Consider the following 13977-nt stretch of genomic DNA (forward strand, 5'->3'; position numbering starts at 1 on the left):
GCGTCGCTGCGATGGCGGCCACGGGGCCACGCGCCCCCTTGCGGCCTGGTCGCCGATCCCTGATAAAGGGGACTGAATCTGTCCCCTTGCCGCGATCCGTCCCGGTGCGGCATGCGGGGGCGGCCACCGCAGTACAGGAACCTGTATGACCCCCATTGTGCTGGCCCTGATCGGAACGGGGGCGATTGCCGTTCTGCTGGTGCTGATCGTGGTGGGGCGGGTGCACCCGTTCCTCGCGCTGCTGCTGGTGGCGACCGCCGTCGCCCTGCTGACGGGCACGCCGGTCGCGCATCTGGCCGAAGCAGTACAGGGCGGGCTGGGCCGGACCATCGGGCATATCGCCATCATCGTCGCACTGGGCGCGATGATCGGGCGGATGGTGGACCTGTCGGGCGGGGCGCAGGCGGTGGCGCGCGCGCTGGTGCGGCGCGCGGGGGCGACGCATGTGCCGCTGGCGATCGTGATCGCGGCCTTTGGCGTCGGCATCCCCGTGTTTTTCGAGGTCGGGGTCATCATGCTCATGCCCCTTGTCTATGGCATGGCGCGCCAGACCGGGCGCGTGCCCGCCGTGTTCGCCGTGCCGATGGCGGTGACGATGCTGACGGTGCATGCGCTGCTGCCGCCGCATCCGGGTGCGGTGGCCGTGGGCGGCGCGCTGGGCGTGGGGGCGGGGCGGGTGCTGATGCTGGGCCTGCCGCTGGCGGCGTTTTCGGTGGCGCTGACCTATGTCCTGTCGCGCCCGGTCATGGCCCGTCCCCTTGGCTGCGCGCCCGAGATCCGCGCCATCGTGGACGAAGCGGGCGAGACCGCAGGCCCCGAACAGGGCAGTCCCGCCGATGCGCGCCTGATCGCCGCGGTGCATGCACGCCCGGTCCATCCGGGGGAAATCGCGCTGGTGATCGGCCTGCCGGTCGTGCTGATGATCGCGGGTACGCTGGCGTCGGACATGATGGCGGCGGGGATTGCGCGCTCCGTCATCGCGTTCGCGGGGATCACGTATGTGGCGCTGGGCATCGACGTGGTGCTGTGCGCGTGGCTGCTGGGGCTGCGGCGTGGCATGGCGCTGTCCACCGTGTCGGACGTGCTGGCGGCGGCATTGCCGTCCACCGCCGGGATCATCCTGATTACCGGCGCAGGCGGCGCGTTCGCGCAGGTTCTGGTGCAGAGCGGCGTCGGAGACGCGCTGGGCGGGATGCTGTCATCGGCGGGCCTGCCGGTGCTGGCGCTGTGTTTCGTCATGACCATGATCCTGCGTGTGGCGCAGGGGCCGACGACGGTGGCGCTGATGGCGACGGCGGGCATTGTCGGGCCGCTGGTGGCCCGCCTGCACCTGGACCAGACGCACCTTGCGCTGCTGGCGCTGGCGATGGGGGCGGGGGGCATGGCGCTGTCGCATGTCAATGACGCGGGGTTCTGGATCGTCACCCGCATGGCGGGACTGGGCGTGGGGGAGGGGCTGTCAAGCTGGACCGTCATGACCGGGATCGCGGCGCTGACCGCCTTTGCGGGCACGGCGCTGATGTGGGCGGTGCTGTAGCAGGCACGCGGCGCGCGGTGATCGCCATGCTGCTGTGCGCCTCTACGGTGGTGCTGGGGCACAGGTTCGGCCCGTGCACGATCGCGCGGGCGTGGCGCCTGCGGGGCGGGCTGTAGGGGCCGGTTACAGCCGGACGATCATGTGCCGCCGCCATAGCCCCCAGACCGGGACGAAACACGCCGCGCAGAACCCCAGCGCAAAGACCAGCGACGTGAACATGCCCGACCCGGCCCCATGGCAGACCACGCGGTACAGCCAGTCGGACAGCGAGGCCGCCCCCGCCCCCGGCGCGGGCAGCATCATCAGCGTCTTGGCCAGGAAGCCGGAAAAGAGGAACGCCACCAGTGCATTCATGCCAAAGATCCGCAGCACCAGCAGGATGCGTCCCATCACGGCGGAGCGGTCCTGCACGCGCGCCATGTCGAACACGAAATGGAACAGCGCCAGCACGCACATGCTGACCCCGCCGGTCCACAGCACGAAGGAGCTGCTCCACAACGACTTGTTGATCGGAAAGACGCTGCCCCACACGGCCCCCAGCACCAGCAGCGCCACCCCCAGCGCGGGAAGCCTGCGCGGGTGCGACGCCGCCGCCCCGCCGCGCAGCATCCGCCCCGCAATGACGCCAAGCATGGTGGTCGCGATGGCGGGCAGGGTGCTCAGCGCGCCTTCGGGATCCCACCCGTCCTCATACAGCCGCCCCATGTGCAGCCAGTGCAGCGACCATGTGCTGATGCCGCGGTCCAGCCACGCGCCAAGGTTCATCCGCGCATCGAACAGCGGAAAGTCCCGCCCCGGCAGCCCCGCATGCGGGATCGGGACATAGCGCAGGGCAAGCCAGTATCCCACAAGGATCGCCCCGATTGCGACCGGCAGCAGGCGGCGCGCCGGCACCCAGACACAGAACATCCCCACCGCGAGGTAACACACCGCAATGCGCGTCAGCACGCCATACAGGCGCAGGTGGGTGATGTGGAAATACGGATACGCGCTGAGCAGGAGTTTCAGCGCGAACAGCAGCGCCGCGCGGCGGAAGATCTGCCGCGACAGCATGCCACGGTCGGCGCCCTGTGCGATGCGCCGGTCCAGCGACAGCGGGATCGCGCACCCCATCAGGAACAGGAAGGACGGGAACACAAGGTCCGCCAGCGTGCAGCCATTCCACGCCGCATGGCGCAGCATGGGATAGACCTGGTCCCAGTCGCCGGGATTGTTGACCAGGATCATCACCGCCACCGTCGCACCGCGCAGGGCGTCAATGGAAATGACCCGCGTCGATGCGCCGCGCGCCGCGCCGGGCGATGTTGCGGTGGGCGATGTCGCGGTGGGGGCGGCCTGCGTCACGGCCACAGGCACGGCGGGATGCCACCGGCAGGGGGAACGCCTGTCATGACCGTGTCTCCTTCGCTCATGGCGCCCCCGCCGTCCGGGCGGCCCCGGAGGGTGTTTCACAAACCCTCCGGCCCCGTAACGATTCTGTCCATGTCAAAAATAGCCGCGCGCGATAGATTGAGGTTAAGCGCGCCGGATACCATTCCCCTGTCAGGTCAGTCCCCGGGGATGTGGCCCTTTGGGAACCGGTCATTCGGAATGGGGGGATGCGATCGGGATTCCTGTCGAGGGTGGGCGTGCGGGTGTTTTGTGCGGCAGTTCCCGGGGGCTTTGCCCCCGGACCCCCACCAAAGGGTATTACCCTTTGGAAACCAGTTATTTTAAGTGGACCGGGTGGTATCCCTAATCATGTTTCATGAACAGTCGGATATCAAACCCCGTGCCCTTTTTTGAAATTGTGACCTTGGGGCATAGATTTGTATTTGTTGTAATGTAATTGCTGAAATCCATGACATATGAATTGCCAGAAATATAAAATACAAAGCCCCTGACCGTATTCAATATGGTCTTTTTATCATCGGCGCCCATGAAGGCGCGCAGGATACCCAACGTGTCAGGCACAGCCTTGCCATCCCTGAGTATGGTAATTTCGTCAATGGCGATCGCTTCTATATAGAAGGCATCTGCATAATCCCCGAAAAACGAAGCCAGGATATTTCTGATCTCCACTGTAATGGCCTCCATATCTTGCAATTCAAATACATCAAATATCCCGCCCCGGACCATTATGGTTCATAGATAAGAAATATTCTGTAAGTATTCATAATATCCCGACCCGCCGGGTTCGGCGCAGGCCGCCCGGGTGTCTCATGTGCCGACGGCCTTGCGTATGGGGCCAACGCAGGGGCGCTGCCCCTACACCCCGCCAAAGGTCGCGGACCTTTGGAAACCATGACTTTTAACGGATCAGGGTGCAGGGAGCGCGCTCCCTGCCGGGTCCGGGCGGCGCCCGGGTGTCTCATGCGCCGACGGTTTTGCGTGTGGGGCCAACGCAGGGGCGCCGCCCCTGCACCCCGCCAAAGGTCGTGGACCTTTGGAAACCATGACTTTTAACGGATCAGGGTGCAGGGAGCACACTCCCTGCCGGGTCCGGGCGGCGCCCGGGTGTGCCATGTGCCGACGGTTTTGCGTATGGGGCCAACGCAGGGGCGCCGCCCCTGCACCCCGCCAAAGGTCGCGGACCTTTGGAAACCATGACTTTTAATGAATCAGGGTGCAGGGAGCACGCTCCCTGCCGGGTCCGGGCGGCGCCCGGGTGTCTCATGTGCCGATGGCCTTGCGTATGGGGGTGTCAGGCTTTTTTCACGAACTCGGACTTCAGGTTCATGGCGCCGATGCCGGGGATCTTGCAGGCGATGTTGTGGCCGTCCGCGCCATCGGTCAGGCGGATGTTGCGGACCTTTGTGCCGCCTTTGATGACGGAGGACGCGCCCTTGACCTTCAGGTCCTTCAGTACGGTCACGCTGTCGCCGTTCGCCAGGGGGGTGCCGTTGGCGTCGTGCACCGCGTCATCCGCGGCGGCGGCGGTGTCGGCGGGTTCGGCCTGCGGGTTCCATTCATGGCCACATTCGGGGCAGATCCACAGGCTGCCATCGGGATAGGCATGGGCGCAGCCACATTGCGGGCATCTGGGGTCGGTGCTCATCTGGGGTTCCTTGGTCCTTGGTGGGGCGGCAGGCTTAGCACAAACGCGCGCCCCGCGCCGCCCGTCCGGTGCGGGCGGGCCGTTTTGGCGCATGTTTTTCCACAATATTATCAAACATGATGGAATTGGAAAAACACCCGTCCCGGGTGCTTGACCCCGGGCGGCGAAGACGGGCACCAAGGTGATCGCCCACGCCCCCTGCGCGTTAAGAGAGGTCTCGCGCTGACCCTGTGCGGGGTGGATGCGCAACGGCAGGAAGGAACAACAGATGTACAAGGCCATGATTGTGGCGACGGTTTTCGGCGCGGCGCTGTCCGGGGCGATGGTGTTCGGCGGTTCCATGGGGACCTGCGCGGCGCAGACGGTGCTCGATGGCAGCGCGGCGCACGTCCCCGGCGCGGACGAGGCGATGAAGAAGGTCGCCGCCACCCTGCCGCACCCGCAGGACGCCCGTTTCCGCCACCTTGCGGCGCACAGCGTCGATGGCGCGGGCGTGGTGTGCGGCGAGGTCGCCGAAAGCGCGGCGCACAACGCCCATTTCGCGCAGTTCGGGTATGTCACCGGGCATGATGACCCGATCGTGTTCGCCAACCGTCCCCTGCCCGCCGTCATTCCCTTTGGCGAGGTGAACGGCTGGATCAATGACAGCGTCAACCTGGAGGACCTGGAGGAAATGGGTTGCGCGCCAAAGGGCAGCTACCATGCATATAGCGAGAAGCTGAACGCGATGATGAACCGGCGCAAGCAGTATGGCGTCAACTGACGCCCCCCACCGGCGCGGGCCATGACGCGACCATGACGGGGGCGGACATCGCGGCGGACATGGTGGGCTTTGCCGGGTCCGTGGTGATCGTGGTGCAGTATTACCGCAGCCTGCGCGGGCGGATCGACACGGCGGGCGTGGGCTATCCGCTGGGGAACCTGTGCGGCAGCCTGATGGTGATGGCCTCGCTGTGCGTGCATTTCAACATGCCGTCACTGTGCATCGAACTGTTCTGGAGCGGCGTTAGCCTGTATGGCGTCATCGCCGCGCTGTGGCGCCGGTCGCGCAGATAGGGCACGGGCGGGTTGTGGCGGGCAGGGTTGTGGTTGGCGCTGGCAGTCGGTACAGTTGGCTCTACCGCAAACACGATGCCGGGCCTGCCTGTCGCGACCATGACGGGCATTGCGCCGGACCGCAGGGAGACTGCCGGGGAACCGCGCCACGGTGCAAGATGCGCGCGTGCGCCATGGCATCGACACGAAAGGACACGACATGGCTGAAGTAACCCAACAGATGATAGGCCGTGACGTCATCGCATCCGCGGGTGGCCGCGTCGGCACGCTGAGCGCGGTGCCGGGCGACGGCACGATCCAGGTGACGGTCGATGGCCCCGCCGAAAGCATGTTCGAAATCCCGGCCGACTGGGTCGCGTCCACCGACAACAACCGCCTTGTGCTGAGCCATACGATCGAGGACGTGCAGTACTATACCCCCGCGCACTGAGGCCGGGCCGCCATGGCGCAGGAGGAGGCAGCCCCACGCCACGCCCGCATGACGGACGCGCGCGTGGGATGTGGCGCGCTGGTGCGTCGTGGCGACGGGCGCATCCTGCTGGTCCGCCGCCGCCGCCCGCCAGAGGCCGGGCACTGGGGCCTGCCGGGGGGCAAGGTGGACTGGATGGAAACGGTCGAACACGCCGTCCGGCGGGAGGTGGCGGAGGAAACCGGGCTGGTGATCCGCCTGACGCGCCTGTTGTGCGTGGTGGACCACATCACCCCCGCCACCGCGCGGGAGGATGCGTCCCACTGGGTCGCGCCCGTCTATCTCGCAACACCCATCACCTCGGCCCGCGCGCTGCTGTGTGAGCCCGAGGCCCTGTCCGCCGTGCGCTGGTTCGAACCCGACGACCTGCCGACACCCCTGACACTTGCCACCCGCGTCGCCCTGCGCGCACTGGCCGATGCCCCCGCGTGAGGGGGGCGGCGCGTGGAACACCCGGGCGGCTTGCTCCGGACCCGGCAGGGATCGCGCTCCCTGCACCCTGATTCGTTTAAAAGTACTGGTTTCCAAAGGGTAATACCCTTTGGTGAGGGTTCGGGGGCAACGCCCCAGAGGATGTCGGCGCATGGAACATCCGGGCTCTGCCCGGACCCGGCAGGGAGCGCGCTCCCTGCACCCTGATTCGTTTAAAAGTACTGGTTTCCAAAGGGCAATGCCCTTTGGTGGGGGTTCGGGGGCAAAGCCCCTGAGGGCGTGCGACGGCGGTCCCTCATTCCGGCGGGGGCACGAACGGCGGTGGTTTGGGGCGTGTGGCGTTTTTGCGTGCGCGCACGACGGCGGTGTCGAGGGCGGAGAGGAAGCTGGAGCGGTCGGTGCGGGAAAAGCTGCGTCCGCCCTGCATGATGGCCCCGGTGGAGCGCAGGTCGTCCATCAGGTTCCGCACGGCGAGCGCCATGCCGATGGCGTTTTCGTCCAGCACCCGCCCCCGTGGGTCGAGCACGCAGGCCCCATGGGCGACGCAGCGCGCGGCCAGCGGGATATCGGCGGAGATCACGATGTCATGCGCGCGGGCATGTTCGGCGATCCAGTCATCCGCGACATCCATCCCCTGTGTCACGACCACCCGTTCGATCAGGGGGGAGGGCGGGACGGCGATCATGCGGTTTGCGACGACGAACGTGTGCACCCCGTGGCGCAGGGCCACGCGATAGGTTTCGTCGCGCACGGGGCAGGCATCGGCGTCGATGAAGATGCGGGTCATCCCCGTGTTCTAGGCCCCCCGCCCCGCCGCAGGCAAGACCCGCGGCCAGATCCCCGCAGTGCGGTGCAAAAGAGGAGTATTACATGAAACTATTGATATATTCTTGCAATATGTAACGCGGCACGGCGTAATTGTAGCATTGCGAAGATAGCTATGATAGGTTCGACCCGATAAATGACCGATCGGTCAGGGAAAGACGGGATAGGGTTTCGTGACGGCTGAACTTTCTGGCAACAATATCATGGATACGCTGGAGACGCTGCTCCAGGCGCGGAACATGGATGAACTTGCCACGAGGTTTCAGAAGGCGGTCAGTGAACTGGGCGATTTTTACTGCGTGATGGGCACGATGCCCAAATACCGCCCCGGTGGCCTGCGGCCCGTGCTGACGACCTATCCGCGCACATGGATCCGCCATTACCTTGGCAATAATTACGGCCGGGTGGACCCGCTTCTGCGGCGTGCATTGCGCAGCATGTCCGGGTTTGAATGGCGGTCGTGCGACCCGATCAGCGGCCCGGCGATCGCGCTGACGCATGATATCTTCGACCTTGGGCTGCGCAACGGCTTTGCCGTGCCGATCCACGGGCCGGATGCGTCCGTGTTCTATGCCAGTTTCGGGCAGAAACAGTCCGCCCCCACATTCCCGCTGCGCACGCGCATGGCGCTGTCGATGCTGGTGTCGCAATATTACGAACGTTTCCAGCAACTGAACGCCGCAAAGGCCGCACAGGCCGAAGAAGGCACGCCCGACCTGCTGACCCCGCGTGAGTGTGAATGCCTGACATGGGTGGCGCATGGGAAAACGTCAGGCGATATTGGCGATATCCTGATGCTGAATGAAAATACCGTCAATTTTCACCTGAAGAACGCACAGCGCAAGCTGCAATGCCCCAACCGCATCAGCACCGTCATCCGCGCCCTGGCCCTTGGCCTCATCAGCGTGTGAGATGTCCCTGAGGGCGTTGCGTTTGCCGCACCCGGGCTCTGCCCGGACCCGGCAGGGAGCGCGCTCCCTGCACCCTGATTCATTAAAAGTCACGGTTTCCAAAGGGCAATGCCCTTTGGTGGGGGTTCGGGGGCGAAGCCCCTGAGGCAGTCGGCACATGTCACAGCCGGGCTCTGCCCGGACCCGGCAGGGATCACGATCCCTGCACCCTGATTCATTTAAAAGTCATGGTTTCCAAAGGGCAATGCCCTTTGGTGGGGGTTCGGGGGCAAAGCCCCTGAGACACAGACGCCCCCTTCACACCCCGGCGTCATCCCCTACGCGGGCCTGCATGTCGCGTGCGACGCGGCAGGCGGCGAGGTCCCATGCCGCGCACCCCACGGACTTGAAGAACACGGGCCGCGTCGGGTCCGGCGGCGTGTCGAGCGCCTGCGCCAGTGCGCGCACATCCGTCCATGGCACCCCGGCCTGCAGGATGTCCCCGGCCTCCGACGGGGCGCCGACGGGGTCATCGACATAGACCTGGCTGGCGCGCACGACGGGCGGGGTGATTTCGGCCATGTCGGGGCGATAGGCCCCCACCCCGATCACCAGGCGGCGCGGGTCCGCCGGTCCGTCATAAACGGGCGTGGTGCTGGAGGTCGTGGTGATGACGACATCGAACGGCCCGTCTTCGGCCAGTTCGGGGCGCAGGGTCAGGCGGTCGGTGGCGTACTGGGTGCAGAACCGCGCGACACGTTCGGGCGTGCGGCCGCGGATCGCGACCTCGATGGCGGGATGCAGCGCGGCCAGTGCCTCCACATGCGCCAGGGCCTGCGTGCCGGTGCCGATCACCAGCACGCGGCGCACATGGCCGTGGATGAAGGTGCGGATCGCCAGCATGCTGATGGCCGATGTGCGGCGCATCGTGACCGTCGGCCCGTCCAGCCCGAACAGGAACCGCCCGTCATGCGCGTCGGCGCAGGTGACGATCCCCTGCACCGTGGGCAGGTGCAGCGCCGCGTTCGCGCCAAAGATCGTCAGCACCTTTGCCGCGACCAGGTCCACGCCCACGGTGGGCATGCACATCAGCACGCCGCCCCTGTCATGGGTGGGGATGGTGGTGCGTTCGGGGCACGCGATGGCGCCGCCCGCGTAATCGCGCACCGTGCGCGCCAGCATGTCCACCAGCGCCGGGAACGGCAGCAGCGCCTGCGTCTGCGTCGCGCAGTAATGTTTCATCGGGATCGTGCTTTCCGTATCAGTTACGCAATCAATCCCGATTGCACCGCCCCGTCACCCCGCCGTCAAGGGGCCGTCAGGCCATACGGGCGTTTTCGGGCGCGGCCGTTTTAAAAAACGCGGCACCCGAAGCCTTCAGATCACGCTCAACACCCCGCCATCGACGCGCACCGACGCCCCCGTGGTGGCCGACGCCAGCGGGGAGGCGAGGTAGACGACCATGTTCGCCACCTCCTCCACGGTTGCGGCGCGGCGGATGATGGAGGAGGGGCGATGCTCCATCACGAATTCGGCGGCGACTTCCTCCAGCGTCTTTCCGGTTTTTTCCTGCTCCGGCCGCAGCATTTCCGCAAGCCCTTCCGAAAGCGTCGGCCCCGGCAGGACCGAATTGACCGTCACGTTCGTCCCGGCCATGCGTTCGGCCAGTCCCCGCGCCACGGCCACCTGCGCCGTCTTGCTGAAGCCGTAATGGATCATCTCCACCGGGATGTTCAGCGCGGATTCAGAGGAGATGAACACAACCCGCCCCCAGTCACGTTCGCGCATGCCCGGCAGGTACGCGCGCGACAGGCGCACGCCCGACATGACGTTGACCTCGAAAAAGCGGGTCCAGTCCTCGTCCGGGGTGTCAAAGAAATCGCGCGGTTCGAAAATGCCAAGGTTGTTGATCAGGATATCGCATGACGGGTGCGCCGCCACCAGGGCCGCGCACCCGTCCGCCGTGCCAAGGTCCCCCACAAAGCCGACCGCCGTCCCGCCTGCCTGCGCAATGGTGGCGACCGCCCGGTCAACGGCCGGTGCCCTGCGGCCGTTGACCACCACGCGCGCACCGCATCCCGCCAGGCCCGTGGCGATGGCAAGCCCGATGCCGCCGGTCGATCCGGTCACAATGGCCGTGCGGCCCGCAAGGTCGATCTTCATGGTTCAGGTCCCTGTCATGATGTTGCATCCGTACGGCCACAGCGTACACCACCCGCCCCGTCCCGCGCCACCTGGCACACGCGGGCGTGAACGACATGTGGCCGCGCAGGCGTCAGCGGAACACCAGCCCACCGTCGATCAGCACCGACTGCCCCGTCATGTAATCGGAATCCGGCCCCGCCAGCCACGCGACAAAGCCCGCGACGTCGTCCGGCGTTTCCGCCCGGCCCAGCGTGATGCCCTCCACATATTTCTTGTAGGTCGCACCGATGGGCGCGCCGGTTTCCTCGGCCATGCGGCGGTCGATTTCCACCCACATGTCCGTGCCCACCACGCCGGGGCAGTAGGCGTTGACCGTGATGCCATAGGGCGCAAGTTCCTTCGCCGCCGCCTGCGTCAGGCCGCGCACCGCGAACTTCGTCGCGCTATAGACCCCCAGCAGGGCATAGCCATCATGCCCGGCAATCGAACAGGCATTGATGATCTTGCCCTTGTGCCCCTGTTTCCTGAACGCCTCCGCCGCGGCCTGAATCCCCCACAGCGTGCCATCGACGTTGATGCGGAAGATGCGGCCCATGTCGTCGGGCGTCACATCCAAAAGCGCCTTGACCTGCGCCACGCCCGCATTGTTGACCATGACGTCAACATCGCCCAACTGCTCCATCGCCTGCGTGACGATGGCAAAGACCTGTTCGCGCACGCTGATGTCCGCCGTCAGCGCAATGGCCCGGCGGCCCAGCGCCGTGATCTCGCCCCGCACCTGCGCCAGGCGGTCGGCGTTCATATCCACCAGCGCCACATCCGCGCCCTCCCGCGCCAGACGCAGCGCAATGCCACGCCCGATGCCCTGTGCCGCACCCGTCACGACTGCCACTTTCCCAACAAGAGACATGAACGATGTTCTTTCTTTTCTGTCCCGGCGGTGCAGGATGCACCACGGCGCAGGCACTAACGCAGCGTGCGGGGGAAAAGCCTGTGTCTTCCGTTATTTGTGATGCCGCCCCTCAGGGGCGTTGCCCCAAGACCCCCACCAAAGGGCATTGCCCTTTGGAAACCATGACTTTTAAACGGATCAGGGTGCAGGGAGCGCGATCCCTGCCGGGTCCGGAGCAAGCCGCCCGGGTATTGCGTGCGCCTGTATCCTCAGGGGCTTTGCCCCCGAGACCCCCACCAAAGGGCATTGCCCTTTGGAAACCATGACTTTTAAATGAATCAGGGTGCAGGGATCGTGATCCCTGCCGGGTCCGGGCAGAGCCCGGATGGTGCGTGTGCCGACTGCCTCAGGGGCTTTGCCCCCGAACCCCACCAACGGATCAGGGGTTGCGGCTTTTCCATGCCATGACGGCCAGTTCCATTTCCGCGCGGCTTTCTTGCGACTGGCTGTCCACGTTTTCTTCGTCCAGATACTGGTTGAATCCGGAACAGAATATGTTTTCCGCGTGGCTGCGTGCTTCCTCGACATTCCCGCCATCCTGCGCAATGCGCGCCAGGACGTTGTGGACGGTCATGGTCCCGGCTTCCGCTGCCCTGTCATAGACACTGGGCGGGGGTCTGGTGCCCTTTCCGGTCGCGACATCATCCACCAGCGTCCGAAGCATCTTCATGGCTGAAGCCGTCGATCCCGCCGGGGGGGTGTCTGTCGCCAGGCTGCTTTCGATTTCCTGCCTTTCGCAGGCATCGGCCGTCATGTGCGGCGTGACCTGAGGGATTTCATGCGGGCCGGGCCGTTCTGCATCCTGATGCGGCGCAGGCACCTGATCCTGCGCGTCATCGGCCTGTGCCTGCGTTCGGGGATCGCTTCTTGCCACGGGAATTCCCCACATGACACAGAGGATATCCGTGATGAGCAGCAGGCCACCTGTCACATGGCTTCCCGTGTCGATCAGGTGGATTGAATAAATGCCGACCAGCACGCTGAGTATCAATAACATGGTGTAGGCTCGTCATTCCGATGCGGCATGGGTCCGGAACAGGGGGGCGTTTTACCAGACTGGCGCGCAAGAAAATGCCGGCTGTTCCTGCCTGTATCGTGCGCAACCAGAAAGTAATTGCCGCTCTTGTTCGTCGAAATGTTACCCCACAACACCGTGCCGGTCTACCCTGCGCGTCTTTCCAGCCTCCGCAACACCGGCAGCAGCAGGACGATCCCGCCCGCGCCACAGGCGGCCAGCAGCGTGAAACCCCGGAACAGGGCATGGAACGTGGACAGGCTTTCGGGGATCGGGGTTGCGGCATGCAGGCGGCCAATGCCCATCGCGTTCGCCAGCACGCTGCCGCCATACATCGCAAGGCCCGTTGAGATGTAATAGACGGCCACGGACATGGTGCGCATGCGCGCCGGCAGGTAGGTCGTGACGACCGACAGGCCAAGGCCGTTCATGATAAGCCCCGCGACCGACAGCGCGGCATAGGCCCCGAACATCCCCCACGGTGCGCGCAGTCCCGGCGCCCCGCCCGCCGTATCAAGGCACAGGACCAGGAAGCCGATGACGATGAAGACCGAACCGCAGGCATATTTGACCGAAAGCGCAACCGTGCCGAACCTCGCATCCACAAGGCGGTAGAGCACGACGAACACCGGCCCGAGCAGCATGGTCAGCCCGGCATTGATGGCGACGATCTGCGGCGCGTCAAGTTCGAACAGTGTCACCCCCGCCACGCTGAACTGCCGGTTCAGGTCATGCAGCGCATAAAGGACGAAGGTCGATGTCGTCTGTTCGTCGAACATGCCATAGAACATCGCCTCCGCAACCAGGATCAGGCAGATCGCGATGCCCGGGCGCTCCGCCGGGGTGGCGTTGCGCCATGCCCATGCCCAGAACACGGGAATGGCCGACGTGACAAGCCAGAAGATCCAGTGCCCCCCCGCCGGGAAGTTCAGCACAACCCAGTAGGACACGATGGCCAGGCCGGTTTCCGCCACCGCCCGGGGGACGGCCCGCGCCGTGCCGCCGGACGCCACGCCCGCCAGTGCCCGCCGGTTCAGCAGCGCGGCCGCAGCCCCCATGAACAGCCCCGCGGCACAGGCCCCGAACGCCAGCGCATAGCCATGGCGCCTGCCGATCCATGGCACGAGGAGGAATGAAAACATCGCCCCAAGGTTCACGGCAAAGGTGTACAGGGTCGCAAGCCCGTCGGCGGATCGCCCCCCGCCCGCGTGGCGCAGGATCAGTACGGCCATGTTCGTCCGTGTCAGGCCGTTCGTCACCGCGACGGCCGCCGCCGCCGGCAGGAACAGCACGGGCCACATGACCGAAAGGCCCAGCAGGACCAGCGCCATGAACTGGATCGCGCAGCCATAAAGGACGGTCCGCGCCGGGCCCAGCACCACACCCCCCAGGCGGCTGCCCAGAAGCGTGCTGACCAGCGCCAGCGCATTGAAACTGCCGACGAACAGGTTGGCCCGCGGCGCGGCAAGCCCCCGCACATCCAGCAGGTAGACCAGAAGGATGCTGAGCATGCCGTAGAAACTGAACCGCTCGGTCGCCTCCAGGAACAGCGCCACCCCCAGCCCGGACCGCCGCGCGGGTGCGGCGGGCGCGCCCCTGTCGTGTGTGTTCGCGGTCAT

At 65.8% G+C, this 13977-nt stretch carries 16 protein-coding genes; 7 read left to right on the forward strand and 9 right to left on the reverse strand.

Annotation, left to right across the window (positions count from 1 at the left end):
* The first annotated feature begins 145 nt into the window (after positions 1-145).
* Together CFR72_RS08470 and CFR72_RS18285 are read left to right on the forward strand one after the other, a co-directional pair.
* Positions 146-1537 carry a GntT/GntP/DsdX family permease gene (locus CFR72_RS08470; protein ID WP_110913542.1) on the forward strand — a complete coding sequence of 464 codons (1392 nt, stop codon included), beginning with the start codon at positions 146-148 and terminating at the stop codon, positions 1535-1537.
* Entirely contained in the window at positions 1522-1653 is a 132-nt protein-coding gene (locus tag CFR72_RS18285; RefSeq protein WP_279629161.1) for a hypothetical protein, read from the forward strand. Before CFR72_RS08470 ends, CFR72_RS18285 begins: the two co-directional genes overlap by 16 nt.
* Before the next feature lie 7 nt (positions 1654-1660).
* Here CFR72_RS18285 and CFR72_RS08475 read toward each other — a convergent pair whose 3' ends face one another.
* From CFR72_RS08475 to CFR72_RS08485, 3 genes are all read right to left on the reverse strand, one after another.
* Positions 1661-2893: an acyltransferase family protein gene (locus CFR72_RS08475; RefSeq protein WP_110913543.1), complete on the reverse strand. Its 1233-nt coding sequence runs from the start codon at positions 2891-2893 to the stop codon at positions 1661-1663.
* A gap of 378 nt (positions 2894-3271) precedes the next feature.
* Positions 3272-3598: a hypothetical protein gene (locus tag CFR72_RS08480; RefSeq protein ID WP_110913580.1), complete on the reverse strand. Its 327-nt coding sequence runs from the start codon at positions 3596-3598 to the stop codon at positions 3272-3274.
* 622 nt (positions 3599-4220) lie between these two features.
* Positions 4221-4574, reverse strand: coding sequence for a zinc ribbon domain-containing protein YjdM (locus CFR72_RS08485; RefSeq protein WP_110913544.1), 354 nt, complete (start codon positions 4572-4574; stop codon positions 4221-4223).
* A gap of 268 nt (positions 4575-4842) precedes the next feature.
* Here CFR72_RS08485 and CFR72_RS08490 point away from each other — a divergent pair, with 268 nt between their 5' ends.
* The 4 genes from CFR72_RS08490 to CFR72_RS08505 all read left to right on the forward strand — a co-directional run bounded on the left by CFR72_RS08490 (position 4843) and on the right by CFR72_RS08505 (position 6531).
* The gene (locus tag CFR72_RS08490) at positions 4843-5337 is read left to right on the forward strand and encodes a hypothetical protein (RefSeq protein ID WP_110913545.1); all 495 of its coding nucleotides are present in this window, start codon (positions 4843-4845) and stop codon (positions 5335-5337) included.
* A gap of 32 nt (positions 5338-5369) precedes the next feature.
* On the forward strand, positions 5370-5630 hold the full coding sequence (locus CFR72_RS08495; RefSeq protein ID WP_110913546.1) for a CBU_0592 family membrane protein: 261 nt from the start codon (positions 5370-5372) through the stop codon (positions 5628-5630).
* A 199-nt stretch (positions 5631-5829) separates the two neighbouring features.
* On the forward strand, positions 5830-6060 hold the full coding sequence (locus tag CFR72_RS08500; RefSeq protein ID WP_110913581.1) for a DUF2171 domain-containing protein: 231 nt from the start codon (positions 5830-5832) through the stop codon (positions 6058-6060).
* A 12-nt stretch (positions 6061-6072) separates the two neighbouring features.
* Complete coding sequence (locus CFR72_RS08505) at positions 6073-6531, forward strand: NUDIX domain-containing protein (protein ID WP_167400338.1); 459 nt, start codon at positions 6073-6075, stop codon at positions 6529-6531.
* Positions 6532-6826: 295 nt separating this feature from the next.
* On the opposite strand, the gene CFR72_RS08510 is transcribed toward CFR72_RS08505, so the two are convergent.
* Entirely contained in the window at positions 6827-7318 is a 492-nt protein-coding gene (locus tag CFR72_RS08510; RefSeq protein ID WP_110913548.1) for a YaiI/YqxD family protein, read from the reverse strand.
* A gap of 211 nt (positions 7319-7529) precedes the next feature.
* On the opposite strand from CFR72_RS08510, the gene CFR72_RS08515 reads away from it, so the two are divergent.
* Complete coding sequence (locus CFR72_RS08515) at positions 7530-8267, forward strand: autoinducer binding domain-containing protein (protein ID WP_110913549.1); 738 nt, start codon at positions 7530-7532, stop codon at positions 8265-8267.
* A gap of 297 nt (positions 8268-8564) precedes the next feature.
* Here the strand turns inward: CFR72_RS08515 and CFR72_RS08520 are convergent, their stop codons facing one another.
* The 5 genes from CFR72_RS08520 to CFR72_RS08540 form a co-directional block, all read right to left on the reverse strand.
* Positions 8565-9488: a delta(1)-pyrroline-2-carboxylate reductase family protein gene (locus tag CFR72_RS08520; RefSeq protein ID WP_110913550.1), complete on the reverse strand. Its 924-nt coding sequence runs from the start codon at positions 9486-9488 to the stop codon at positions 8565-8567.
* A gap of 135 nt (positions 9489-9623) precedes the next feature.
* Positions 9624-10409, reverse strand: coding sequence for an SDR family NAD(P)-dependent oxidoreductase (locus tag CFR72_RS08525; protein ID WP_110913551.1), 786 nt, complete (start codon positions 10407-10409; stop codon positions 9624-9626).
* A 112-nt stretch (positions 10410-10521) separates the two neighbouring features.
* Positions 10522-11301 (reverse strand): acetoin reductase, encoded by a 780-nt coding sequence (locus CFR72_RS08530; protein ID WP_110913552.1) that lies wholly within the window; start codon positions 11299-11301, stop codon positions 10522-10524.
* Between the two features lie 421 nt (positions 11302-11722).
* Positions 11723-12340 (reverse strand): hypothetical protein, encoded by a 618-nt coding sequence (locus tag CFR72_RS08535; protein WP_146220686.1) that lies wholly within the window; start codon positions 12338-12340, stop codon positions 11723-11725.
* A 164-nt stretch (positions 12341-12504) separates the two neighbouring features.
* The gene (locus CFR72_RS08540; protein ID WP_244182222.1) at positions 12505-13977 is read right to left on the reverse strand and encodes a POT-type proton-dependent oligopeptide transporter; all 1473 of its coding nucleotides are present in this window, start codon (positions 13975-13977) and stop codon (positions 12505-12507) included.

The organism is Gluconacetobacter entanii (assembly GCF_003206495.1).
Taxonomy (GTDB): domain Bacteria; phylum Pseudomonadota; class Alphaproteobacteria; order Acetobacterales; family Acetobacteraceae; genus Novacetimonas; species Novacetimonas entanii.

Bases quoted from the DNA above. Each gene is read 5' to 3' on its own strand.
- CFR72_RS08470 (WP_110913542.1), top strand. From the start codon at position 146: ATGACCCCCATTGTGCTGGCCCTGATCGGAACGGGGGCGATTGCCGTT.
- CFR72_RS08485 (WP_110913544.1), bottom strand. From the start codon at position 4,574: ATGAGCACCGACCCCAGATGCCCGCAATGTGGCTGCGCCCATGCCTAT.
- CFR72_RS08490 (WP_110913545.1), top strand. From the start codon at position 4,843: ATGTACAAGGCCATGATTGTGGCGACGGTTTTCGGCGCGGCGCTGTCC.
- CFR72_RS08495 (WP_110913546.1), top strand. From the start codon at position 5,370: ATGACGGGGGCGGACATCGCGGCGGACATGGTGGGCTTTGCCGGGTCC.
- CFR72_RS08500 (WP_110913581.1), top strand. From the start codon at position 5,830: ATGGCTGAAGTAACCCAACAGATGATAGGCCGTGACGTCATCGCATCC.
- CFR72_RS08505 (WP_167400338.1), top strand. From the start codon at position 6,073: ATGGCGCAGGAGGAGGCAGCCCCACGCCACGCCCGCATGACGGACGCG.
- CFR72_RS08510 (WP_110913548.1), bottom strand. From the start codon at position 7,318: ATGACCCGCATCTTCATCGACGCCGATGCCTGCCCCGTGCGCGACGAA.
- CFR72_RS08520 (WP_110913550.1), bottom strand. From the start codon at position 9,488: ATGAAACATTACTGCGCGACGCAGACGCAGGCGCTGCTGCCGTTCCCG.
- CFR72_RS08525 (WP_110913551.1), bottom strand. From the start codon at position 10,409: ATGAAGATCGACCTTGCGGGCCGCACGGCCATTGTGACCGGATCGACC.
- CFR72_RS08530 (WP_110913552.1), bottom strand. From the start codon at position 11,301: ATGTCTCTTGTTGGGAAAGTGGCAGTCGTGACGGGTGCGGCACAGGGC.
- CFR72_RS08535 (WP_146220686.1), bottom strand. From the start codon at position 12,340: ATGTTATTGATACTCAGCGTGCTGGTCGGCATTTATTCAATCCACCTG.
- CFR72_RS08540 (WP_244182222.1), bottom strand. From the start codon at position 13,977: ATGACCGCGAACACACACGACAGGGGCGCGCCCGCCGCACCCGCGCGG.